This window comes from Parendozoicomonas callyspongiae (assembly GCF_023502345.1).
Taxonomy (GTDB): domain Bacteria; phylum Pseudomonadota; class Gammaproteobacteria; order Pseudomonadales; family Endozoicomonadaceae; genus Sansalvadorimonas; species Sansalvadorimonas callyspongiae.
In genome coordinates, this window is sequence record NZ_JAMFLX010000043.1 from 1 (window position 1) to 23,654 (window position 23,654).

At 46.3% G+C, this 23,654-nt stretch carries 18 protein-coding genes; 7 read left to right on the forward strand and 11 right to left on the reverse strand.

Annotation, left to right across the window (positions count from 1 at the left end; translation table 11 throughout):
• Positions 1-73: 73 nt before the first annotated feature.
• A complete protein-coding gene (locus M3P05_RS19195) occupies positions 74-505 on the reverse strand; it encodes a hypothetical protein (protein ID WP_249701730.1) in 432 nt (143 codons plus the stop codon).
• A 586-nt stretch (positions 506-1,091) separates the two neighbouring features.
• Here M3P05_RS19195 and M3P05_RS19200 point away from each other — a divergent pair.
• The 4 genes from M3P05_RS19200 (at position 1,092) to M3P05_RS19215 (ending at position 4,551) form a co-directional block, all read left to right on the forward strand.
• Complete coding sequence (locus M3P05_RS19200) at positions 1,092-1,940, forward strand: hypothetical protein (protein ID WP_249701732.1); 849 nt, start codon at positions 1,092-1,094, stop codon at positions 1,938-1,940.
• Positions 1,941-2,007: 67 nt separating this feature from the next.
• Positions 2,008-2,193 (forward strand): hypothetical protein, encoded by a 186-nt coding sequence (locus M3P05_RS19205; RefSeq protein WP_249701733.1) that lies wholly within the window; start codon positions 2,008-2,010, stop codon positions 2,191-2,193.
• Positions 2,194-2,284: 91 nt separating this feature from the next.
• Positions 2,285-3,373 (forward strand): choline kinase family protein, encoded by a 1,089-nt coding sequence (locus M3P05_RS19210; protein ID WP_249701734.1) that lies wholly within the window; start codon positions 2,285-2,287, stop codon positions 3,371-3,373.
• A gap of 92 nt (positions 3,374-3,465) precedes the next feature.
• Positions 3,466-4,551, forward strand: a complete 1,086-nt coding sequence (locus M3P05_RS19215; protein WP_249701735.1) for a mechanosensitive ion channel family protein — start codon at positions 3,466-3,468, stop codon at positions 4,549-4,551.
• Positions 4,552-4,754: 203 nt separating this feature from the next.
• On the opposite strand, the gene M3P05_RS19220 is transcribed toward M3P05_RS19215, so the two are convergent.
• The 6 genes from M3P05_RS19220 to M3P05_RS19245 form a co-directional block, all read right to left on the reverse strand.
• Positions 4,755-6,038 (reverse strand): multidrug effflux MFS transporter, encoded by a 1,284-nt coding sequence (locus tag M3P05_RS19220; protein ID WP_249701736.1) that lies wholly within the window; start codon positions 6,036-6,038, stop codon positions 4,755-4,757.
• Between the two features lie 675 nt (positions 6,039-6,713).
• A complete protein-coding gene (locus M3P05_RS19225) occupies positions 6,714-7,052 on the reverse strand; it encodes a hypothetical protein (protein ID WP_249701737.1) in 339 nt (112 codons plus the stop codon).
• 72 nt (positions 7,053-7,124) lie between these two features.
• Positions 7,125-7,988, reverse strand: a complete 864-nt coding sequence (locus tag M3P05_RS19230; RefSeq protein ID WP_249701738.1) for an ABC transporter permease — start codon at positions 7,986-7,988, stop codon at positions 7,125-7,127.
• A gap of 13 nt (positions 7,989-8,001) precedes the next feature.
• Positions 8,002-8,868: an ABC transporter permease gene (locus tag M3P05_RS19235; protein ID WP_249701739.1), complete on the reverse strand. Its 867-nt coding sequence runs from the start codon at positions 8,866-8,868 to the stop codon at positions 8,002-8,004.
• Positions 8,865-9,971 carry an ABC transporter ATP-binding protein gene (locus M3P05_RS19240; RefSeq protein ID WP_249701740.1) on the reverse strand — a complete coding sequence of 369 codons (1,107 nt, stop codon included), beginning with the start codon at positions 9,969-9,971 and terminating at the stop codon, positions 8,865-8,867. The genes M3P05_RS19235 and M3P05_RS19240 overlap by 4 nt, the downstream gene beginning before the upstream one ends.
• A gap of 86 nt (positions 9,972-10,057) precedes the next feature.
• Positions 10,058-11,122 (reverse strand): extracellular solute-binding protein, encoded by a 1,065-nt coding sequence (locus M3P05_RS19245; protein ID WP_249701741.1) that lies wholly within the window; start codon positions 11,120-11,122, stop codon positions 10,058-10,060.
• A 319-nt stretch (positions 11,123-11,441) separates the two neighbouring features.
• Between M3P05_RS19245 and M3P05_RS19250 the strand changes: the two genes are divergently transcribed.
• Together M3P05_RS19250 and M3P05_RS19255 are read left to right on the forward strand one after the other, a co-directional pair.
• Positions 11,442-11,648, forward strand: a complete 207-nt coding sequence (locus M3P05_RS19250; RefSeq protein ID WP_408635964.1) for a YqaE/Pmp3 family membrane protein — start codon at positions 11,442-11,444, stop codon at positions 11,646-11,648.
• The gene (locus tag M3P05_RS19255) at positions 11,645-12,298 is read left to right on the forward strand and encodes a DUF2959 domain-containing protein (RefSeq protein WP_249701742.1); all 654 of its coding nucleotides are present in this window, start codon (positions 11,645-11,647) and stop codon (positions 12,296-12,298) included. Before M3P05_RS19250 ends, M3P05_RS19255 begins: the two co-directional genes overlap by 4 nt.
• On the opposite strand, the gene M3P05_RS19260 is transcribed toward M3P05_RS19255, so the two are convergent.
• Positions 12,287-19,879: a tetratricopeptide repeat protein gene (locus tag M3P05_RS19260; RefSeq protein ID WP_249701743.1), complete on the reverse strand. Its 7,593-nt coding sequence runs from the start codon at positions 19,877-19,879 to the stop codon at positions 12,287-12,289. The genes M3P05_RS19255 and M3P05_RS19260 overlap by 12 nt on opposite strands.
• Before the next feature lie 179 nt (positions 19,880-20,058).
• A complete protein-coding gene (locus M3P05_RS19265; RefSeq protein ID WP_249701745.1) occupies positions 20,059-20,529 on the reverse strand; it encodes a ProQ/FINO family protein in 471 nt (156 codons plus the stop codon).
• Between the two features lie 254 nt (positions 20,530-20,783).
• Between M3P05_RS19265 and M3P05_RS19270 the strand changes: the two genes are divergently transcribed.
• Positions 20,784-21,707 (forward strand): bile acid:sodium symporter family protein, encoded by a 924-nt coding sequence (locus M3P05_RS19270; RefSeq protein WP_249701746.1) that lies wholly within the window; start codon positions 20,784-20,786, stop codon positions 21,705-21,707.
• A gap of 11 nt (positions 21,708-21,718) precedes the next feature.
• Here M3P05_RS19270 and M3P05_RS19275 read toward each other — a convergent pair whose 3' ends face one another.
• Together M3P05_RS19275 and M3P05_RS19280 are read right to left on the reverse strand one after the other, a co-directional pair.
• A complete protein-coding gene (locus tag M3P05_RS19275; RefSeq protein WP_249701747.1) occupies positions 21,719-22,537 on the reverse strand; it encodes a flagellar motor protein MotB in 819 nt (272 codons plus the stop codon).
• Entirely contained in the window at positions 22,534-23,388 is an 855-nt protein-coding gene (locus M3P05_RS19280) for a motility-associated protein (protein ID WP_249701748.1), read from the reverse strand. The genes M3P05_RS19275 and M3P05_RS19280 overlap by 4 nt, the downstream gene beginning before the upstream one ends.
• Between the last annotated feature and the right edge of the window lie 266 nt (positions 23,389-23,654).

The window sequence follows — 23,654 nt, forward strand, 5'->3', positions numbered from 1 at the left end:
ACTCATTCCCGACTTCCATTTCTGAGTGTGAGAGCTACGAAATGATACATGCAGCTGGCCCACATCTAAAACATCAGCCGATTGCACTTATTCTATTAATCCAGCCTTGTTTATAACGCTTTTCTTTTTTATCCCAAGAAAGGATGTAACCTTGATCATCAACAGGCATAGATCCAACATCGTAATTAGCAATTATTTTTTGGATTGATTTATCCACATCAATTATAAAACCAATCTTTCGATATAGTGTCTGCTTTGGACAGGGGGCTAAGAGAGAGGTAGCTGCACACCTTACGCTCTTGTCTCCTTGACTTAACTGAATGTATTCTTGTTCTGCCCTATCTAAACAACCTTCACTGAAAGAAAACATAAGCATCTTGGCTAGCAGCTTACCCTCACAAAGCTTTGTATTAAAAAGCGTATTTAAGTCACTATCACATGATTTTATTAATGGCAAAGGTTCAGTATACGGCGCATGGCTAACTGAATTAAAAGCAGTATCCATAATTTTCACTCCATAATTTTACTTTTATCCTAATTTTTTAGTTGATAATACATGCTAAAAGTTCCTTAACTCTTCTAACAAAGCAGACAGGAAACATAGCACATATGAGCCTTCGATAGGTCAAGGGGAATAACAATACCCTTGGCCACCTGCGTCAATGGAAAACAGCTTTGGAGTGGTTATAGTTCTCCGGACCACACAGATACGGGTAATACCCAAGCCCATTAAGGTGTGTCCAAATGTCAGAGAAGAAAACAAAATCTTATACCGCTAAACTCAAAGAGTCAGCTGTAAAAACTGGCTGTAGAATCTGATCAGCCTGTTACTGTAACGGCCAGAGAGCTTGGGGTGAATGCCAACACGCTTCATACTTGGATCGGCAAGTTGCGGCGACATCTTCCTTGAAAATCGCCGCAATGAACATTACAGCTTTTCACAAACCTTTCTCTCGCAGGACACCTTTTGTTTTCAGGAGCTTTTCCAATTGCAATAGAACCTTCTTATTAAGACCAAAGGCTTATCGCAGCTCTGACGCATCACTGTTACCTTTACCACAGATTGAAAACTCAAGGACGAGGATATTCAAATGTTTGCACTCTCAGGAATTTACAGTTATGCAAGATCACTAGGATCAAACTGTCCCAAGTCTGTTCGCCCTAAGCAGGAAGCTGCACCAGAAATCACGCAGGAGACTTCAGACCAGTCATCACGGGTGAAAGAGATCGGTTATTCAGTTGCCAGTGCATTAGGTAAAGCTACATGGGCCGGCACCAAAGTCGGAGCCTGGCTTGGTTGGGAAGCTACCAAGATCGGGGCTAAGGTTGGCTGGGAAGCCACCAAAGTCGGAGCCAAGGTCGGCTGGGAAGCGACCAAGCTGGCTGGGCGTGCGACTTCAACAGTTGCCAGCGCCGGAGTGAACTACCTGATTCCTGATGAATACTCTTCAACAGATGAGTTTGTTGATGCTATCGCGCCTAAGGGTGGGTTTTTATCAGTGGAAGAGTTTTCGGCTTGTGAGGATATTGAGTCTTTATTGGAGCGCGCCAAAACTTCCACAGAAGTGAAAGCAAACTATCCAAGAGAGTTAGCAAAGCTTCTCAAGAAGCATGGCTCTGAGGACCTGTCTAAAGCTCTGGAAAAAACTGCCACGGAAACAGGCCAGAAGTTACCATCAGTTGAAACTGTTGAAGCTTACTCGGGGCTGATTGATATCGTAGAAGATTTCGAAGCAAACCTGTCACGCGGGCAAAAGATAACAATCAAACCAGCTGTCGATAAGCTTCGCAAAAAGTACGGTGATCAAAAAATGGCATCCATACTCCAAAGAGTACGCGCTGAGTACGCCGCTAAACGTTCAATGACTGTGGAATGGGCTCTAGAGCACTACAAGCGCGAACTGGCAAGTGAATGGAGTGGTAATCCCAGAGGACTCTGATTTAAGCTAGTGGTTTGGGCCGGTACTCTCCCCCGACTCAAATCACCCTTAACTCTGGATATCATTTGTGAGCAATATTCTCCCGTTCAAGAAGCCCTCCCAGAAAGATAAGAATCGTGGCAAGATCATGTGCCGCAGCAATCTGCACAAGTGGGCCGTCGATAAAGAGAAAGTCTTTGATGTGAAGTCGGGAAAACTGGTCACAACCTATATATGCACCCGCTGTGGGAAAACCAAATCCCGGGCACATTAACCTCTTTCTCAAAATCATCTAACCATGGCGTCAGCATAAAATTGAGCCCGGTACTGTCTAAACATTTTTCGCATTTGTATAGGCAGTCAGAATGTTATCAAAAGCTGGAGCACAACAACCACCATCACCACAGTCTGTCCGAAAAGATCAACTGCATACACCACCAGCAGCTGATCAAACCTTTCTACCTTCAGGATCGCAAAAAGCCGCACTCTTGGAGCAAGAGAAAAAAGATATCTTTGAGAGAAAGGCAAGTCGGTATGACAAGCCCTCGAACCTCACTCCTGAGCAATTTCAAGCCTTATTAAAAACTTTTCATATTGAAGAGGAAGACTTTGAATGGCTGGGGCCTGTCTCTGGAGGGCTGACCAACAGTAATTTCAAATTCACCGTTACCAGCGGTCCCGAAGCCGGAAATCATTTCTTTTTAAGAATTCCGGGAGAGAACACCGAAACAGTGATCAATCGCTCCCAGGAAAAGAAGCATATCGATATGGTCGAGACACTTGATCTGGATGTGCCAAATATTTTCTTTGACTGCGAATCCGGAATGAAAGTCACACGGTTTATCGATGTTAATTCCTTAAATCAAAGCACTGTCTTTCAAAACAGAGCAGCCATTATCGCTTTACTGCACAAACTTCATAAATTACCTGCTGAGGGAGCTGGAGCTTCTCCATTCGATTATCCCAATAAACTGAAACTCTATGAACAACAGGCTGGCGCACACCTTAACTTAACCTTCCCAGAATACCGGGAGATAAGACCGAAAGTTCTGGCTTTGCTTAAACAACACTGCAGGGATGCCGGTCAGTGCCTTTGTCATAATGATCTGGTTCCCGATAACTTTCTGTCCCACCAAGACAGGCTGCTTCTGATTGACTGGGAATACTCTGGTTTGAATGATCCTTTCTTTGATCTTGCATCATGTGCTTTGGAATCCAACCTTAACGAACAGCAAACCATAGACTTCCTCGCTGATTACCTTGGTCAGGAGCCCAGCCGCAGTGAAATACAGAGATTAAGGTGCTGGCAGATAGCACAGGATCTGCTTTGGAGTGCATGGTCTGCCTGGAAAATCAGCACAGGTGTAGACTATCGGGAATACGGTCAAGAACGCTTTCAGCGTGCCATAAAGATGCTGTCAATCTTCCCTCCTCCCCAGACCAAAGACAGATAGCTGTAGACAGAGAAACTAACAACTCTGTTATACCGGCTACCCTGAGTATTTTGAATAATGACCCCTGATTGCTGTTGCCGGGAGAAACCAATATGTTCGCTACTGCCGATCTGGCCATCCTGGCACCTTTGGGGCTTAAGCTGGTCTTAACCCTTGTTCTCTTTATGACTGCCTCGTGGCTGTGCAATCGCACTCTCCATCGACTGACAGAACACTTCACCAACACCAGAAGTCACTGGGATGACACCCTGACCCGCGCTGCCCGTCCGGTTCTGACCATTGGCCTGGCATTGATGGGGCTGAGTGTGGCTTTCAGCCTTATTGCCGATTTTTGCAGCTTTAACGATGATGATGTGGTTCTTCTGATCCGCCGCATTACTGTAATTCTTCTGCTTTACGCACTGCTGATTCGCTATCTGAGGCTGGTCAGGGAAAGTCTGGCCATGCCTGACCGGGCCAGGATTCACTTAGATCTTCCTACGATCGAGCTTTTGCTGAAACTGTTGCAACTGGGCCTGACCGTGGCCACAGGCTTAACCCTGCTGCAGAATTTCGGGGTCAGTATCAGCGGCCTGCTGGCCTTTGGCGGCGTCGGTGGCCTGGCCATTGGTCTGGCAGCCAAAGATATGCTCGCCAACCTGTTCGGCGGGCTGACTCTGTATATGGATCGTCCCTTTGTCATTGGTGATAAGGTCAACCTGAAAGACAAGGGTATTGAAGGGTTTGTTGAAAAAATCGGCTGGCGCCAGACCCGTATTCGCGGCTATGACCGCACTCCCATCTATGTACCCAACGCCCTGTTTACCAATATGGCAGTGATCAATCCTTCACGAATGCAGAACCGCCGTATAAATATCACCATAGGCCTGCGTTATCAGGATTTTTCAGTTGTTGAGGCTGTGACAATGGCTATTGAAAGCTATCTCAGTCAGCACCCTGAGCTTGACCAGAACCGGGGTATACTGGCCAGATTTACCGATTACGGCGAATGCTCTCTGGATATTCTGGTGCGTTTCTACACTCTGACCACGGATTGGAAAACCTATATGGGGATTCGCCACAAGATACTGCTGGAAATTGGCAAAATTATTCACGAGCATGGAGCCGATATGGCCTTTCCCACCCGTACGGTGGAAATTGAATCAAAAGATACCATTGACGGTGAATTTTTAAGCTAGATTTCCCCTTCCTGCTATTTTTTCAATCAGCTGGTGTTACAGGCAAGCCGCATGACCTGAGCATTCTATGGATAATGGCTAATTCCATACGATGCCATTTCTTATTCATGTCTCCGGCATTCCACCTCCCCAAAAGAGCTTTCATTATCAGGAAAGAAGAACACCGGATTTATCGAGATGGCCTTTGCCTTGCTGAATGAAAGTTAAGCAGCCTGATCCAACTGCTCAGTCACTTCACTATCCCTGCCTACATGTCTTTCAACACCTTCAGTCTCAGCATCTCCCCACCGCATAGCCACCATCGCAGCCGAGCTGCAAACTACACATCCAAGTGCAAATGGCATTATTGTGCCGTTGAAAGCCTGCCCAATACTCGCACCGATAACCAGTGACAGCGATCCATTAATCAGACTGATGACAGAGGATGCTGTTCCGGCCAGGTGCCCAAGTGGCTGCATGGCAATGGCGTTCATATTGCCAAACAGGAAACTGATTGAGAAAAACAGCCCCATCATGATGGTCATAAAGACTGGTAAAGGCAGCTCCGTTCCAAAGTGCCAGGCACTGCCAAGCAGTATTGCGCTGAACACAATCATGCTAGTTATCGAGGTATAACTGATTTTATGCATACCAAAACGCATAACCAGCTTGGCATTCAACAGACTGGCAATGCCATATCCCATTGCCAGAACGGCAAAATAGAGAGCAAACTTCTCACCACTATGGAAAATATCCTGAAAAATCTGCTGGGCTGAAAGCAGGTAACTGGTGAAAGCACCCGCTACCAGTCCGGATGCCAGGGTGTATCCAAGCGTCACCCTATGGGAACAGGTTTCCCGTAACCCCAGGTATAAACTGCGGATATTGAATGAGCGCTGCTTCGATGGATCAAGGGTTTCCTGCTGCCTGACAACATACCAGCTCACAACAAGAATCCCGACAGCTGCCAGCACCATAAAAATGGATCGCCAGTGACTGAATGACAGTATCACCTGCCCTAACATAGGTGCCACGCAAGGCACCAGAATAAACAGAGACATGGCCATGGACATAATACGAGCCATGGCACGACCTTCATAAAGATCACGAACAATAGTCATGGACAGAATACGCAGGGCGGCAATACCGCAACCCTGCATAAAACGGCCACCCAACATGGTGTGAAAATCCTGCGCCACAAGGCAGATAACACTACCAGCCAGGAACACAGCAGTACCTGTTATCACGGCAGGCTTTCTGCCAACCCGATCCGACCAGGGACCATAGAAAAACTGCGCAACCGTCAGACCAGCCATAAAAGTGGTCAGGATCATCTGACGATCATTGTCGTTTTGAACGCCCAGATCCGCTGCCATCAATGGCAGGGCTGGCATCATCATATCGATAGACAATGCCACCAGAGACATCATAAATGCGGTTAAAGCTATAAACTCCCAGTCTCCCATACGTTTTGTGGGTGCTTGGGGACCAGCTGACTTACTTAGCAATGTACAAAATTCTCCAACATCTTCAGGATTGTTATCCTGAGTTCAGTTTTCTTAAGAAGCTGTCTGAAAAGTCATGTTGCTACCGGCATCTGCTCCTGCGTTGCCCTAGCTCCGGCATCCATGTCGTCGTGCGGCAGTGGGAGATGGGGCTAAAAATCAGTTTTTGATCGTTAAATAGAACCACTATTCGCCTCACAAAACCTGATTTTTATCCCCATCTCCCACCGCCCCGCTACGCACAGACTTTTCAGACAGCATCGAATTGTTGAGTGCGGAGGTATTCTCATTGATAGCATTTTCAATGTACAGTTAGGAATGCAGTCGCTGTAAATTTTCTCATTAAAGAAATGACAGGGATAAACATGCTCAGGTTACTTAGAAAGGCTTCAAGGATAAGAAGGCATTTTGCCAGAGATTTGATACGCAGACTGATGGAGCAGTCCCAGTGGATTGTGCACTCACTTTTAAAGGACTTTTTCTCCCGCAGCGAATTTCTGGTACTGCTCCCTCATCAGCATCCTTCTTTTGCTATGCAAAAGGCCCGCATTAAAAACTAATCCACAATACAAGACTGTCATTCCCATTTATTGCGAATGACAGTCTATTAGATCTTAGTCAGATAACGTCTGCTTATGGGTGCCGCAGAGGTCCCTTTTGAATTTTTTCAGCATTCAGTTACTCTGAACTCAATTGTTCATGGACATGAAGTAGAGCTTTCCTGAATAAGGATTGAGGGTCTTCATCAATTGTCTTTTCAAGAAGCTCTTCAATAATTGGGAGCGACATTTCCTTATATTCTGGAAACTCAGAAAGTTGATATGTTGCAACAGCTTGCTGAACAGCTGTCAATGCCTCACCTTTCTCATCACGCCCAGAGAACCAGACAAATACCTGACGAAATTGCTCAAAGCGTTTGTTTCTTTCCTCAGCCTTTTTCGTGTCAAGGTATTTCCAAACCCCAAATAGAAAAGCCAGAATACTTCCCAACATTGTCAGATAGGGAAGAACACTCATAAAACTTTCTTTCAATTTAAGTCCTTATATAGATAGAGAAGCATACTCGTCGGTTGATTGAGAGTGCTCGCATTACTGCTTTCCCGGCTGTTCTCTCTGAACAAAGATACTTAGCAGCGCCAGCCCACCGGAAGCCACCATCAGCAACAGTGACACAGCATTCAGAACCGGTGTTGAACCTTCCCGCATCCGGTCAAACATATTGATAGTCAGCGGCGCATCACTACCCACCAGCACCAATGTGGTATTAAAGTTCTCGAATGACATCAGAAACGCCACAATGGCTGCACCGACCAAAGCCGGTTTCAGCCAGGGTAAGGTGATAGTCCACAGTACATCCCAGTGATTCGCTCCAAGATTCAGTGCCGCTTCTTCCAGCTGAATATCAAATTTGCGCAAGCGTGCAGAAATGATCAGTGTGCAGATGGTACTGATAAACGCAAACTGGCCAAGAATAACCATGGTCAGCCCCGGGCGCAGAAATTCCAGATCAATTCCCCAGTTATCCTCAACACCATTGGCAATATTGCTGCCAAAGGCGAGTATAGATATACCCAGAATCACACCTGGAATAACCAGAGGTACTAGCATCAGGCTATATAACAGCTGCTTGCCTGGAAACTCCTTGCGCTCAAAAAGGAAAGCATTACTCAATGCCACCAGCACAGATAAAACCGCAACAGCTACGGCGACAATCACACTGATCCAGATACTTTCCAGAATACTTTCGTCATGGAACAGACCTGTGCGCTTAGGTGTTTCGGCAAAAAACCAGTCAAGGGTAAAACCGCCCCATGGCAATGAAGGAAACAGGCTGTCATTGAAGGAGAAGATCGCCACAACAACCAGCGGAGCTGCGAGCAACAGGAAGAACAGCGCAATATACGCATTATAAGTGCGTTGGTAGGCCCGGCTCTGGGGAATGGATGCAATCATAATAACTCTTCCCCTATCGGCTCATGGTGTCACGGAATGACTGGCCACTGAGTTTCAAACCCAGCCAGACAATCAATGATGAAAGAATAAGTAACAGCACACCAAAGGCAGCGCCCTGCTCCCAGTTAAACCGAGTAATAAACTGGGTAAATATCTGCTCGGTAAACCAGAGACTGTCTTTTCCACCCAGCAGTGTTGGTGTCAGGTAATTTCCCAGCGTCAGCATAAACACGACAATGCATCCGGACACGATTCCCGGCATGGCATAGGGAACAATCACTTCCCACAGTGCATTCCAGCCATTGCCGCCCAAGTCATAGGCTGCCTCCACCATACTGTCATCCAGACCATCCAGCGTGGTAATCAACGGAACCACCATAAACAGCATTGATGTATACACCAGACCAACCATCACCGTGACATCGTTGTACAACATCTCAACGGGACCATCGACCAGCCCCAGCCACTGCAGAAAATTGCTGACAACCCCGGTTTCACGCAACAGGATCATCCAGCCATAAGTACGCACCAGTTCGCTGACCCAGAAAGGAATCAAACAGGCCAGGAATAACATCCCTTTTGTTTTCCCCCTGGCAACCTTGGCGATATACCAGGCCACTGGAAAGGCGATAAGGAGAGTGATCACGGTTGTCAGAATGGACATCCAGGCTGTACGCACAAATGTGATCCAATACAGGGGTTCGGTAAAAAACTCCCCGTAGTTGGTCAGGCTGAATTTATAGACTCCATAAGAGATCCTCTCACGCAGAGAGATATTCAACATCTCCAGGTGTGGGAACAGAATCAGCAACGCCAGAGTCAGTAGCAATGGCGTCAGCAAAAGATAGAGTCCGAGGCGCGGGCCGGTCGATATTTTCATGATGCCAGCCCTGAACGATAGACATGGCTCTGCTCGGCATTCCAGCATAAATGCAGTTCATCGCCACCCTTTACTCTGGAAAAGGCCTGTGTCTGAGGCAGGACAACCTGAAGTTCTGCACCGGTCACCTGCTCACGGATCAATAAGCGACTGTTGCCTCCGTCAAAGAGAATATTCTCCACCTGGCCACTCAGGTTGTTGTCGGACTTGTCACCCTTCTCATAAGAAAGATGGATCATCTCCGGGCGCACAAAAAGATCGACCTGCTCTTCACTGTTAAGTTTCTTATCAAACTTCTCCCGTGCCACAAAACGCTGACCGCTTTCGGTAATAACCTCAACAGTCTCACCCTCTCGATTAACGACCGAACCCGAGAAGCGATTACTCTCTCCAACAAAACCGGCGACAAAAGGTGTCTGGGGGTGGTAGTAAAGATCCTGCGGGGCACCGACCTGTTCAAACCGCCCTTCATTCATAACGGCGACGGTGTCAGACATCACCATCGCTTCTGACTGATCATGAGTGATGTAAATAAATGTGGTATCAAAAGCCTGCTGCAGTTTCTTCAGCTCTATCTTCATATGTTCGCGGAGCTTGAGATCCAGCGCGCCCAAAGGCTCATCCAGCAAAAGAACATCAGGCTCCAATACCAGACAACGGGCAATGGCAATTCGTTGCTTCTGGCCACCGGATAACTGACTGATAGAGCGGTTACCAACGTCCGGAAGGCCTATCCGTTCCAGAGCACTTTCTACCCGTTTAGTGATTTCAGGCTTCTTCATCTTTCGGCGCTTCAGGCCATAGGCGATATTCTCAGCCACAGTCATCATGGGAAACAGCGCCAGATGCTGGAAGACCATGTTCACTGGTCGTTTATTCGGCGGAATACCAAGCATGGAACGCCCTTTAATCTCAATTTCTCCCGATGTTGGCTCCAGAAAACCTGCCAGCATTCTCAGCAAAGTGGTTTTGCCACAGCCGGATGGTCCGAGAATGGAAAAGAAGGAGCCACGGGGAATTGAGAAATTGACATCCTTGACCGCCTCAAAGTTATCAAAGTTCTTACAGAGATTTGTCGCGCGAAGATCTATCTCACTGGACATGCATACTTCCTGTCTGGATATCTGAAAGAACTGGACTCCAGTGACACTGAAGCCCAGCCAGGCTGAGGGTCCAGGTTCTGTTGACGTTAGTGAGCGGCTTTGATCCGGTCGAGAACCTTGCCTTCCATAGTTTCCAGACCTGCAGGCACAGGGGGATACCACTTGATATTATCGAGAGCAGCCTGGTCAAAGCTGGCTTTGTAGCTGTTGCTCAGACCGTCTTCTACAAAGCTGGCAGCACCCGCTGAAGCCGTAAACTGCCCGGCAGAAGCCGTGATCATGGCAGCGATTTCAGGACGGTTTACAAAGTTAATCCACTTATAGGCAGCTTCATCATTCTTACCCTTGGCAGGCAGGGCAAAGGTATCGATCCATCCCAGTGCACCAGTGGCGGGAGGAATAAAATTGATATTGCCAGTCTCCTGACTCAGCTTCCAGCCACCGGCATCCCAACCCATGGCGAGGGTGACTTCACCACTGCGCAACAGGTTGATCAGGGCATCGCCGCCACTCCAGTAGGCCTTCACATTGTCCTTACAGGCAATCAGCTTTTGCTCAACCTTTTGCAGAATCTGTTGGTACTTCACCGGATCGTTGTAAGCGGCGAAGGGGTCTTCCCCCATATCAAAGGCAAAAGCGATCAGGGTGGGACGCTTCAGGCGATAGGAGACCTTGCCCTTGTACTGGTCAGAGCAGAGATCACTGAAGCGATAACTTTGCCTGGCATTATCCGTATGGGCGATCAGGCCGCTGGTTCCCCAGACATGAGGCACACCATAAATCTTGCCATTAACGCTGGTACTTCCCTTGGTTGATTCCAGCATGGAAGCGACATACTGGCTTTCATCAATTTTGCTGATCTCAAGAGGTTTATAGATCCGGAACTCTTTCTGGGCACCGATAATCCGATCCTGGCTGGGCTGTGCCAGATCGAAACCGGCACCACGGGTAGCCCGCAGTTTGGAGATCATATCTTCGTTATTGGAAAGAGTGACCTTCACTTCAATGCCAGTTTCTTTTTCGAACTGGTCAATAACCGGCTGGGGAGCATAACCACCCCAGGTCAGAAGGCGGAGTTCCTCTGCCTGCGAAGAGAAACTGAATGCAGCCAGACCTACACAGATCAGTGCGCCCGTGAGCTTGTTTTTCATTGTTATTCCCCGACCTCAGTTTTTATCCAGGCTTTGTTGACATAAGCCTCTAAGGTATTTTTTTTATGTGACATTTTTATTTCTGTTTGGCTATCACATTTCCAGTAAAACCCCGAAGCAATGAAAAAGATGATCTAAATCAAAATTAACACAGCTCTTGCAATAACCGGCGATAAGTACAAACACTACACCTACTGCACATCATCAAGCATCCTTTTATTTTTACAAGGGCATAATACGTAGTAATATCTACACGACAGCTGACTGTATAAATCGTGAACTCTAAACTGGTCAGCGTTTTTACTCGAGGAGTGCCTCCATGCGCTATTTTCTGGCCATTATTCTCCCCCCTCTGGCTGTATTCCTTTGCGGCAAGCCGATTCAGGGAATTCTAAATATTATTTTGACGCTGCTGTTCTGGGTACCGGGCATTGTTCATGCCTTGTTCGTCGTCCATAACCATCTCGCCGACAAGCGGAATCAAGAACTGGTAGACGCCATCAAAAGCCAGGAGAAGAGTCAGTGACAGCACCATCACAGCTTCGGTACATATTAACTCTGCTTATTGCCGTTATTCTGGTTGGCTGCCAAAGCACTTATTACAGTGCAATGGAGAAGGTAGGCATCCATAAGCGGGATATCATGGTTGACCGCCTGGAAAGCACCCAATCCTCTCAGGAAGAGGCTCAGCAGCAGTTTCAATCAGCACTTGAACAGTTTCGCAGTGTGGTCAACTTTGATGGCGGGGATATTGAAGAGGCTTATAACACCCTGAATAGCGAGTATGAAAAAAGTTCCGGGGCAGCCCAGACAGTTCGTGATCGAATCGCATCCGTCTCCCATGTTTCTGAAGCACTGTTTGATGAATGGGAAGATGAGCTTGATCTGTACTCCAATAAATCCCTGAAGCAATCCAGTGTCAGGAAGCTGAAAGAAACCCGCAAACAATACGAGCAAATGATGAAAAATCTGAAACAGGCTGAAGCCAGTATGAAGCCTGTGCTGGATGCCATGCAGGATCAGGTGTTGTTCCTAAAACATAACCTGAATACTCAGGCTATTTCCGCTCTGAAGAAAGAATTAAATAATATTGAAGTGGATATTGAGGCTCTGATCGCCAACATGCAAAAATCAATACGGGGTTCCAGAAAGATGATAAGCACTTTAAAACGGTAAGCCCACAGGGCTTTGAGGAACCATCACTTTTTTCTCAATAGGCAGTTTATCATTGATAGCCTGCCTCAGTCCTCTTTGTATATTGCCCATTATTCTGTTTACATTATGATCGACACTCTTGAGCTGAATCTCATCCAGGGCATGAATCAGACTAATTAAAAGTGGGTGCAGGCTGTCGGGAATTTTACAATTGAAAACTCTTATCTTCATAAGAAAGGCTGTTGACTCTGAGCGATCCTGATCCGAATAGTTGACGCTCAGTTTTCGTTCATCTATCCATTGAATACTACTACATAGCTTCAACATAAAGAGATATGGTTTCATTTCTTGGGGAATATCGGTCTCCAGCAATGGCGCAACAAATTCCTGAGCTTCCTTATAATGCTGAACAGGCATTCTAGAAAACTCCGGACTTTCAACCTTTTTTGCAAATTCTTTCCATTTTTTCGGTGTTTTTCTGGCCTGCTCATATTCAATCAGGGTTTGTGCTTTATGGCAGAAATAATCTATTTTGAAGGGCCCATTTTTAGAATCCTTCCATTCTTTCAATAAATGACACAGCTCGTTTTCTGTATTCTCATCAGGGGAATTTTTTACTCTTTCGTTCAGTCGATCCAACCGTTGATAAAGGTACATATGCCTCAGTAGCGTCGTGAAAGTTGGTAGCGTCTGCGGATGATCCTCTGTATTCAGTTTTCCAATGTAAAGCTCAAGCGTACTTATTAATCCAGACTGAATTCTTGGCGGAAGTGCCAAAAAGCAACCCTGACAAATGTTCGCAAGCTCTCCAATGGATTGAATAACCAAGTGATACTGCTCCATAGCAGCATGGGTTATTATGGTTCTGTACAGCAATAATATTTGGAAATGTCCTTGAATAGCTTCACTTCTTTTAGAGCCAAATTGAGCCTGGGCCAGTTTTATCAGCCACTTGTACTCTTTCTCAAGCTGGTCAGTATCGACAGGAAGCTCAGTGTTTAAAATCAGATTATCTAAAGCAGCAATACCCGTTTCCACCTCAAATTCCTGAGAAACAGTTGCCGCACTTGCACCAGCACTCTCTCGTGAACCAAACCAGGCCTGAGAGAATTCGTCAGGTAAATCTTTATGCCCCCAGATTGATAAGGCATCTTTACCCATTGGTAAGCCAGCCGGTTTATTTTTGTCGACTTTCCACTCTGATGGACTGGTTTCTGAAAGGTCTGCCGCTGACTCAGCAGATTCTTTTAATGAATCATCAGATTGTAACTGTTCCCTATCACCTTTAGGCTCCTGAACGGCGGGCTCCTGAACGGCGGGCTCCTGAACAGGAAAATCTGATGACTCTTCCATGGGTTCAACTAATGATGGTGGTGGTAAAGGCGAAGACGATTTCGTCTCAACTACTGCCGCAACGCGATCTGGTTCACTCGATAAAACAGGCTCCACCTCATCATTATCTCCCGGTCCTGATGTGGTAAGTACGGTAATACTCTCTTCCAACTCTGGCCGGGGCATGACCAGGGCAGTAATCCTCTCCTGCTGTTCCTGAGAAAACAGGCCGATTACAGATGATTTCATTTCCTGTAGCTTCTGGCGCAGCTGGTTGGGCACTGGCGTACCGGAATCCTGCATCTTCAGTGCTTTTCTAACAAGAAAAGCATTCTCGGTATCTTCCAAAGCATTCAGCCAATTAATATAGTTATCAGAGAAATTTCGGCTGTGAACCTGTGCCCTTACAACTAACTGTCTAAGTATCCATTTGGCTTCAGGGATTATATCTGTGGCATCTTTCAACTGATCACAGGCACTTTGAACCTCAACGGTTAACTGGGTAACAGCCTGCTCTGGGTTCTTTGCCCTCTCCTCCTGTGCCAGACACCATTCATAAAGAGACTCCCACTTATTTTTAACTTTTTTTGGTCTGGATTGCAATGTTGCGATAGTTTCAATAATCTTAGCCGGGTGTTGCCAGATTAACGTCTCCAGCCGTTCCAGAGCCAGCATGATAGTGTCCACATCACCAGAGGCCAGAAGCTCCTTACAAAGTCCGGTGACCACATCAACCTCTTTGGGTGGTTTTCCACATTTCAACACCTGTTGTATCAATCTTATTCTGCTTTTATCAGATCGGCAGTAGCCATGAACATGGGCGATATCACAACTGCCGTCAATTTCTACTTTTTTCTTCTCAAGTGATTCTGCCAATGAATCAGCCAGATAACCGGCTACACCGCTTTTACAAAGGGAAGAATCTGGGCTGAGATTATCAGGCAGAATCTTGGCGACCCCGGCAATCATTTTTGGGGTTAGCTGACATACTTTCTGCGGCTGAACCACTTTGGTAAACAGCAGAACAATCCACTCAACATCCGGCCCTGGCAGTGTCAACTCATGCTGCAGCATCTTCACCAGAGTCTTATCTGCACCGTTTTTCTGGCTGGCCCGACCAGGCTCCATGGCAAAAACCCAGCTCAATGCTTTATCGTTATTGGCAGGGCTTTGGCGACGATAATATCGCACGATGTGATAACACAGTTGTTTATACTGATGGTGAGTTTGAAACCTGGACAAGTCCTGCTGCTCAACAAACTCAACGAGATCGCTTGGGATTTCTGTACACTTCCAGCTTGTATTCATTACAGAAGATAATGTACAGACATCCATTTTCTGAAATGGCTGACATTTATGTCGTTTCAGAAACTGATATAAATACTCTACGGAATCAGTTTGTACATCTGGCACCTGACTCTGTTGTAACAACAGATTTTCACAGAGTTCCAACACAGCGCTAATTTTATCATCACTTGGAAGTTGAACTTTACTGGTTTCGTTTATCAGATAAATAACCCATGGTAGTTGTACCGGCACCTTCTTCAGTGCCTGGTGTAAAGCTTCAACGACCTGATCTGGCCTGTTAACTGATTGACAGTCTGCCGAAACCTTTAACCATTTCATCGTCTCATCCAGCCCCCCCTGTTCCAGACAAGTCGCAATTCGTTCCTCACAATAGGCCGACTCGAAAGTTTTTTCTTTCGACTGGATTGAATTCAGGTATTGCTCAGGTGTCAGGTCGGAACTTGGTGCCTGTGCAGCTGGATAGGGGGCTGGAGATCTATCTGCTAATTCCCCTTTAGCACTCCCGGGTTTACTCGAATCTTCTCGTTTTATCTTTTGCTTTTTCAATGCTGCTGATTTTTCACATTGAGTCGATCCGCGGCTTTCCCGAACAGGCTTCGTCCGAGAGTTTACTACTTTTGGCCTGTATTGAGGATTCAGCCATTGCACCAGTTTCACAATTTCTTTTCTCTCAGCATCTCCCCTCCTACCTGCAAGAGACAAGAGAACTTCACATACATTGGGGGTATCTGGATGATCCATCAGCCAACATGCATTTTCCTGTTTCATGTATTTAACCAGATTTGCAGCAACCTCATCTAAATTTATATATTCCCTGACAGCTGGCAATGCTTTTCCCATGGCAATAAGATAAAAGAGGGTTAGTGGCTCATCTAAAGAGCTATATATTTCGATTACCGACTGATGCACCTTTTGCAGCTGTCCTCCAGAATTTAGAATTACCGCCCACAGCTTCACCAAAAAACAGGGCGCAGTGTCTTCGCCAAAATCAAAAATCGCACTCAATTCTGGAGATCCAAAACTCTTATACTTCGTCGACAAACGCACATACAATGCAGCTGCACCTGTATGAGCGCCATTCATAGCGTATTCGAGTGCTATTTTTGCATTTTGGAAATGTGTTTCGCTAGGACCTAAATCTGTCAACAGTGCCTGAGCATACAAATACGCAACATCTGTATCTCCAGCTAGAAAACTAGCTTCTTTACCAGCCACAGTTTTTTCATAAGTCCCTATGGCTGATAGCTTATTACCTGTATAGCGTTCCATTAAACCCAAATATGTATAGGCGCAGATATACCCATCTTGAGCTGCTTTTTTAAGAATGTCCTTTCTCTTGTTTAAAATCATAGAACCTGCTTCTACAGCACCAATTACGCTTAATTGAGCAAGAGTCAGATTAACTAAGTCTTTGAGCTTCGGGCTCATTTGAGCCGTATGTTTCTTCAAATCTTCATCACTGCATTTTTTTTCATTAATTATTCTGGCGAGAAATTCGATAAGATTCTTTTTTTCCGTTGACAGAAGAAGGCTTTCTACATCAAAGGCATTTTCCTTTAGTTGCCCTGTTTTCAGCCAGAGATAGAGAATGGCATGACTGTCTGAATCGAGATTTTGAAGCATATAATACAACGCCTGAATGTCCATACTTGCATTTTCAGCGCTTCCCAGCTCTGCGACATCTGTATCTGGAGTGAGTATTGTAGGGCAAAATTGATTTATCTCGCCTCTGCTCAAACTGGGTAGTGGGCAGGCCCGGAAAGCACAGATCAACCGCCAGGCATTAATAGGGTAAACTTTTGGTTCGCCGGAGAGAAATCCGTTCAAAATACTTTTCATAACTGTGGTAGATCTCATCTGAACAGCATTATCCGTAAAAACCTGAAGCTGCTGGGTATATTTGAGGTGATCTTCCTTATTAAGCTTTGTACTTTCGAGAGCACAGGCAAAGTAGTCAGCAAGAGTAGCGTAGCCATAGCCTGAACCCAGTTCGCACGCTTTTTTCGCTTGTATGACACACCCACCTTCATGTTGCTGAATTTCCTGGCCGCCCTCCGTGTGCCCTCTCGTCCAGGGACTAAGTGACACCTGCATACAATATGCGTCTGTTTTGAATGAGTCTGCTATTTTTTTTTGTAAAACATCTGGTGATATACCTTCGAGGCATTTAATAGCCTTGGTAAAATCATGGAAAAAATAATAATATTTCCATGCTAGTTCACCCGCTTTTTCAAATTTGTATTTCATTGCGAAATCAATGTAATGATACGCTTTCGGATGATTTTTGAGTCTACAGTGTGCAACGCCAAGATTATAAAAATAGCGCCCAAGAACCTGCACAGTTTCATCGTCAGATTCAGCAGGATTGATTTGTGCGATTTTTTCATCAAATGTGATAGCTGGTAAATAAACGACCAATCCCTTTAGCGTTTGAACTGCTTTTCCCTCATCGCTATCCAGCTCCAGATCAGTGGCAGGGAGAGCCTTTTTTAATTCCTCAATAAGATTTTCTGATGGAATATCAAGAGGAAAATCTTCCAGGCACTCGGACTGACGAGATTTGATTAAAGTTTCTAAATGTTCCATTTCTATTTTAATTCTATTAGTTTTTGTTCTGGCTAATTCATCCACTTCTTGCCATACCTGTGAATTTTCACAAGAAAGGTCCATAAATATTTTTTGGATCTCCTGTTGTCTTGAGCATTTAGACTCATATTCACACCGTGCTCTCTGTATTGTTTTCCATGCAAAATCCAAACGCCCCATATCAATCAGGCATTCAGCCTCCTTGATATGGTGATCGGGATCACAGCTCAGGCAGGCTGCCAAGTGATAACCACGTTGCCTGTTGTGACTATTCATGGAAATTAACGCATCATCCATTTCCTTGATAATTGCAGAGATAACGTTCACTGCTCCGGGGTCACGTCGTAACAGATAACACTCTTCATCACTCAAATCCGAGAGTAATGTTTTGATCAAATCCATAGGCGTGACTCCACGATCAAGCTTTATAAAGCCTGATTCATAAAGATCCAGTGCTCGAAAGGCACACCTCGGCGAATCACAATATCCTGCGGGAATCGTCAGTTTTTGTTGAAACTCATGTGACTGAAATGCCAGCTCCAGTATTTTTGCTTCATCGGTCAGCAGGCATTCTTTCATCTCCTCCCTGAACTGAATCGTTTTTTCCATTTCGCCACGGTGGAAATTGCTCAATTCTTTTCGCAACTTCCAGATATGAGCACGATAGCTGCCCTTACTTATAGCCATATCAAGCCCGTCAAAGGGCTCCCAGTCACTGGCAATTGAACTGGCGACGAATTTCACAAAACAACCCTCAGGGTTTTTGTCCCATGAAATGTTTGGGCAGCTCATAAAAACGTAATCTGCCTTATCAAGCATACCAAGACGCCAGAAGCAACGAACTGTGCTGATAATATTGAACTCGGGCTCAATATCCAGCTGTTTCATTTGCTGCGCTCCCATATAATGGCTGCAGGCTAATACATTATTTTCATTGTTCTCCTCTTTTTCATAGAGGTGAGATAGCAGAGTTGTGGCAGGGGGAAATCCATCGTGGAAACTGATCGTTGCCATAATGAGAGCTTCTGCCAGATTGGCATCCGACTCATCAGCCATGGCGGCTGCAAGCCAAAAACGATTTTCCGGGTGCCCATCCTTTTCCAGATACCTGAGGACTTTTTCTCGCTTGGCTCCAGCATCAGGAGTTATTGAGAAAAGCTCCAAAAGATTTGCCGCCAGAGCATGGTTTTTTTTCCTCTGCTCACATGCAAAGTTGTATATAGTGGCGATCCATTCACTGGCAGGGTGAGAGATGTCTTCTTTCAGGATTTGCATAACCACTTTACAAGGCTGGGTTTTCTTGACAAGTTCCTGATGACTCTTGCGGGCTAAGAGAAAAAGCTCAAGAGCTTCCATCGGCTGGGATTTTTTTACTCTCCATGAAGACAGATAATTGACTCCTGACAGGTAAACAGCCTTCATAAGCTGAGCCGCTGGGTTGTTCTGCTGAATAGCCTGTTCGAGATAAAAAAAACCTTTTTTCTTATCCTCCGGATAACCCCGGGTTCCATTAATATATGAGTCTGCAACTCTTGCGAGAAAAGTGAACTCGCCGTTTTTTGCAGCCTCGATGGCCTCATCCTCACATCTTTTTCGATCTACATCAGACAATTTTTCCCCGGTGTACCAGCCAAGTTTTTTAAAGCTACACGATGCCTTACGACCAATAGCCAGCTTGAACCAGTAAGCAGCGTTTTCCAAACCCTCATTGCAAGCCAACTGAAAAGCCTCAATAGCCTGATCAGGATTACTGCGCAGTGACAACATTCCAAGCCAGAGTGCCGACTCCCCATCCCCTTTCGCAAATCCTGACTTGAAATTTTCTTCCGCTTTATTACGGTTTTTTTTCAGTACAGCAATACCTCGTAAAGTATGGATAAATGGGGGTGCCGCCTCTAAAATCGGTCGCGGAAGTTTGTGAAGAATTTCTTCCACATTCTTGCCATAGGTCTTAAGATGCTGGCTAGTTGACAATTGATTTGTAAATAGAAAATGGCAGAGTTTGGCGTATTCCTTTAGATATAAAGATAATTCTTCACAGCTGTTCGCATCATTATGTTTTCTCCATCTTTCAATCAGATTTTGAATATCCTTGAAGTATTTCGGCTCGTACTCCTGTGCTGATGCCAGGTCAGCAAAACTCCTATAAAAAACTGGTTGTTTTGTAACCGATAGAGAAGTACTGGGATCGGCCCCTATTTGGAGTTGCCGTTCCGTGATTTTTTTATCTTCTATGCTGAAAGGACTGCCGCTTTGGAGAGATTCCTCTTGCAGAGCGCCTTGTTGTTTTATTGTTGCATCAGCAGAGGCTGTTTTTCGCCCCCCTTCATCAATATCAATATGTGGTTTGGGGGGCCGAGCAGGCCATATATTCATAGTGTCGTCCATATTAGAGGTTTAATTAAGACAACACAGAATGCTCATATCATGAGCGAATTAACACAAATGCCAGAGATACTGACAACGACCACTCAGCTTTGCCCAGCGGAAGAGCTGAATAGCGGCTGACAGGGATTACAGAAGTAAGAAAGGATGACTGTCTAGTCAGGCCTGCCTCAGGTTTCAGCGTCAACCTTACGTTCCGCTTCAGTTGCCAGACGTAGCTGACCAACAAAAACACGTTGTGGGTTCTTTCTGCAATAGCGGGCATAGAGCATCATATCAGCATTGACAGCCTCATCCAGTCTGACCTTGCCATGGGTTTTACCATCCAGCCCAATCCTGGGACGCCCTGCCCGAGTGCTCTCCAGGTACTGATCCAGGCGGGTGAAACAGCGCAAAGCTATTTTGGTGATATTGTCGGGCACCAGGCTGGTTTCTGCGATGTCCTTATCGATCCCGACTTTTAAGGGGCGGGGAGAAGAGACTCGGAAAATACTTGGCCACAGGGTACGAAGCACTCGCAGGGCTTCATGCCCGAGAATATCCCTGTTACTCCGTCCCTTGAGATCAGCCAGAAGCTGCTCAATATCATTGGCAGAAGATGCTTTTTTATTCTGCTGTTCTGGTTGGTTCACTGACTTCATATTACCTGGAAGACCTGATCGAATTATTCCCGGAAAAACCTATTCCTGCATTTTCCGATCCAAGAGGCAGAGCTTTGATCTGCTCATGGCTGTTTACCTGTCCGTTTCCGGAAGGCTTAATGTACCATACTCTTTGCCATACTCTGCAGCGGGTTTATAAATTCCAGACTGTGTTGATGTAAGTTTGTGCGATTCAGTGATTCAGAAAGCTGCCTGCTTACGTCAACAGAACCTAAAACCAAGAGTGAATAATAATGACACGCCTACCCACTCTGATGCCTTTGATTGCACTACTGGCAGGGATAGCCGGTTACAGTTTTTCTCCAACAATCAGTGCAGGGAAAGGCATGATTGTTCCTGTGCTTGCTGTGATCATGCTCTGCATGGGGCTGACATTGAAACTCAAAGACTTTCGCACTGTTGTCAACCAGCCTTCCGCTTTGCTCACCGGCCTTGTTCTTCAGTTTTTTCTTATGCCCTTGCTGGCCTGGCTGATCAGTGTCGGTCTCGGTCTGTCTGCAGCCTTGATGGCAGGTATGGTACTGGTCGGTACAGCCCCCGGAGGAACGGCTTCCAATGTGCTGGTCTATCTGAGTGGTGGTAACGTTGCCCTTTCTATCAGCATGACAACAGTCTCGACGATAGCCGCTATTTTTGCGACTCCATTACTGACAGCCTTTTATCTCCATGAAACCGTTGATGTGGATCAGGTGGGTATGCTGATCAGTATTGTCCAGATAGTTATTGTCCCTGTTCTGTTGGGCACGATTGTTAACACCTACAAACCTCAGCTTATTGATCCTATTCGCAAATGGCTGCCTAATCTGTCAGTGCTGACTATTGCCTATGCTATCTCAGTGGTTGTCGCACTGAATGCTGGCAACCTGGAATCAATTGGTATTGCCGTTCTGGCAGGTGTACTGCTTCATAACAGTATCGGGCTGTTTGGGGGATACTGGCTGGCGAGAGTTGTGGGGTGTGATATCCAGCAGGCAAGAACGATTGCTATTGAGGTCGGTACCCAGAACTCAGGGCTGTCGGTGGCACTGGCCATCAAGCATTTCACCGTAATGGCCGCGCTTCCTGGTGCAATATTCAGCGTTACCCAGAATGTTCTGGGCGCCTGTCTGGCTTCCTGGTGGCGATTCATACAGGAAAGGCAGGCTCCTGAAAGTTAGGTTCTGCAGGATTAAATCTGGTTATATTCTGCACCTGCCCGTGCATTGTTAACAATCTGGCTGTAGGTCGGATTATCGTTGTCGCGGCTTTTCCCCTGGTTGCGATCAAGGATGATCAGCTCAACACGGCGGTTAATGGCAGCACCGGGATGTTTCTTGTCCAGCAGCTGACTGGAGGCCATACCTGAAACAGAAGTGAAACGGTTATCCGGCATACCAAAGTAGTCCAGCATCTCGCGAACACTGTTGGCCCGCATATAAGACAGGATCCAGTTATTGTTTCTGCTGCTCTTGCCGTAAGGTACAGAGTCAGTGTGCCCGATAATCGCCATGTTCTGCCCGGTTTTGACGATCATGGGTCCCAGCTCCATCAGCATATCTTCAAAATAAGGCGTCAGCTGGTCTGAGCCAATTTTGAACATCGGCCTGTCATCGGTTTCAACAAGCTGAAGAAGCAGTCCACCTTTAATTTTTTTGACTTTGAGGTTGTCCCTCTGCTTGGCCATCTTGGTGACCTGAACCTCAAAAGGATCGCCACCGGCTTTGTGCAGAGGAACAACATCGGGTTTCTCCGGCAGTGCCTTACCACCATTGTCCAGCTCAATCACCTTGCCTTCAGAAGCGTTGCCCATAGGGAAAGGAGAACTGGGCGTGTCAAACACCCCCGGATTGGAGAAATAAACAGAAAGGCCCTGCCTCTGGGTAGCATCGGCGCTGGTCACAATCCATAACACCATAAACAGTGTCATCATGGACATGCAAAAATCAGCAAAGGCCCCTTTCCAGCCACCGCCTTCCGGAGCATCTCCACCCTTCTTACGACGGCTCATGCGCCGGACCCCTGCAGTCGCTGTTCCAGCTCAACAAAGCTGGGCTGAACGCCTGAGTAAAGAACCCGGCGTCCGGCATCGACGGATACGATTGGGTGGCGACCGGCACAGTTGGCGACCAGTGCGGCTTTAACGCATTCAAACAGCATCACTTCATCTTTGATGGAATGGCTGACCAGGTTAATCATCGGCGTCAGAATACCGTAGCAGGACAACATCCCCAGCATGGTTCCTACCATTGAACCGGCAACCGCCATGCCCAGTACAGAGATCGGGCCATTCATGGAACTCATGGCAATGATAACGCCCAGTACAGAAGCCACGATGCCAAAGCCCGGGGTTGCATCTGCTGCCATTTTCAATGAGTTGGCGCTTTGATTCTGCTCTGTCTCATAACAGTCCAGTTCAGACTCAAGAAGTGCTTCCAGTTCCCGGGCTGAGATCTGACCCAGGTTGGTCATTCGCAGGTTATCGCAGATATATGTGACCAGACGCGGGCTCTCAAGAAAGCCGGAACGCTTAAACAGATCACTGCGTTCAGGGCTTTCGATATGTTCTTCCAGTGCCTGACGTCCCTTACGTCGAATAACCTGGAACAGGTCATGAAGCAGAACCAGCAGCTTTTCATAATCTTCCCGACCACGGCGCTGACCCAGCAGAGCCCGCCCGAGGTAGTGTTTGGTCAGTTGCAGTACTTCACCAGGGTTCGATGAAAAGAACGCCCCGATAGCACCGCCGACCACTATGAGGATATAAGCGGGCTGCCACAATGTGGCCAGTACCCCATTCCCCAGAAAGAAACCACCCATCACGCTAGCCAGCGTGATAGCGAAACCAATCATTTTCAGCATCTAAAGCTCCAGTCCATAAAGCAGCCTCCCTACCAGTCCAGTAATCGTACATGACCACCAGGAATTAACTGATGAACCAAAAAATCACTGGGGATAAGATGGACACCTGCCGTACATCAACTATGCAGCGTATATGGAGATAGACAGAGAATGTAAGTCAGGTAAGAAAATGAAAAGAGCACTGACGCTCCAATTTCTAGATATTGTAATTTTTGATGCGCGCGGGCAAAAAAAAACTGATGCAATGAAGCATCAGCTTTTTAATG

Excerpts from the sequence above, each read along its gene's own strand:
- M3P05_RS19195 (WP_249701730.1), bottom strand. The coding sequence starts at position 505 with ATGGATACTGCTTTTAATTCAGTTAGCCATGCGCCGTATACTGAACCT.
- M3P05_RS19200 (WP_249701732.1), top strand. The coding sequence starts at position 1,092 with ATGTTTGCACTCTCAGGAATTTACAGTTATGCAAGATCACTAGGATCA.
- M3P05_RS19210 (WP_249701734.1), top strand. The coding sequence starts at position 2,285 with ATGTTATCAAAAGCTGGAGCACAACAACCACCATCACCACAGTCTGTC.
- M3P05_RS19215 (WP_249701735.1), top strand. The coding sequence starts at position 3,466 with ATGTTCGCTACTGCCGATCTGGCCATCCTGGCACCTTTGGGGCTTAAG.
- M3P05_RS19225 (WP_249701737.1), bottom strand. The coding sequence starts at position 7,052 with ATGAGTGTTCTTCCCTATCTGACAATGTTGGGAAGTATTCTGGCTTTT.
- M3P05_RS19230 (WP_249701738.1), bottom strand. The coding sequence starts at position 7,988 with ATGATTGCATCCATTCCCCAGAGCCGGGCCTACCAACGCACTTATAAT.
- M3P05_RS19235 (WP_249701739.1), bottom strand. The coding sequence starts at position 8,868 with ATGAAAATATCGACCGGCCCGCGCCTCGGACTCTATCTTTTGCTGACG.
- M3P05_RS19240 (WP_249701740.1), bottom strand. The coding sequence starts at position 9,971 with ATGTCCAGTGAGATAGATCTTCGCGCGACAAATCTCTGTAAGAACTTT.
- M3P05_RS19245 (WP_249701741.1), bottom strand. The coding sequence starts at position 11,122 with ATGAAAAACAAGCTCACGGGCGCACTGATCTGTGTAGGTCTGGCTGCA.
- M3P05_RS19250 (WP_408635964.1), top strand. The coding sequence starts at position 11,442 with ATGCGCTATTTTCTGGCCATTATTCTCCCCCCTCTGGCTGTATTCCTT.
- M3P05_RS19260 (WP_249701743.1), bottom strand. The coding sequence starts at position 19,879 with ATGAATATATGGCCTGCTCGGCCCCCCAAACCACATATTGATATTGAT.
- M3P05_RS19265 (WP_249701745.1), bottom strand. The coding sequence starts at position 20,529 with ATGAAGTCAGTGAACCAACCAGAACAGCAGAATAAAAAAGCATCTTCT.
- M3P05_RS19270 (WP_249701746.1), top strand. The coding sequence starts at position 20,784 with ATGACACGCCTACCCACTCTGATGCCTTTGATTGCACTACTGGCAGGG.
- M3P05_RS19275 (WP_249701747.1), bottom strand. The coding sequence starts at position 22,537 with ATGAGCCGTCGTAAGAAGGGTGGAGATGCTCCGGAAGGCGGTGGCTGG.
- M3P05_RS19280 (WP_249701748.1), bottom strand. The coding sequence starts at position 23,388 with ATGCTGAAAATGATTGGTTTCGCTATCACGCTGGCTAGCGTGATGGGT.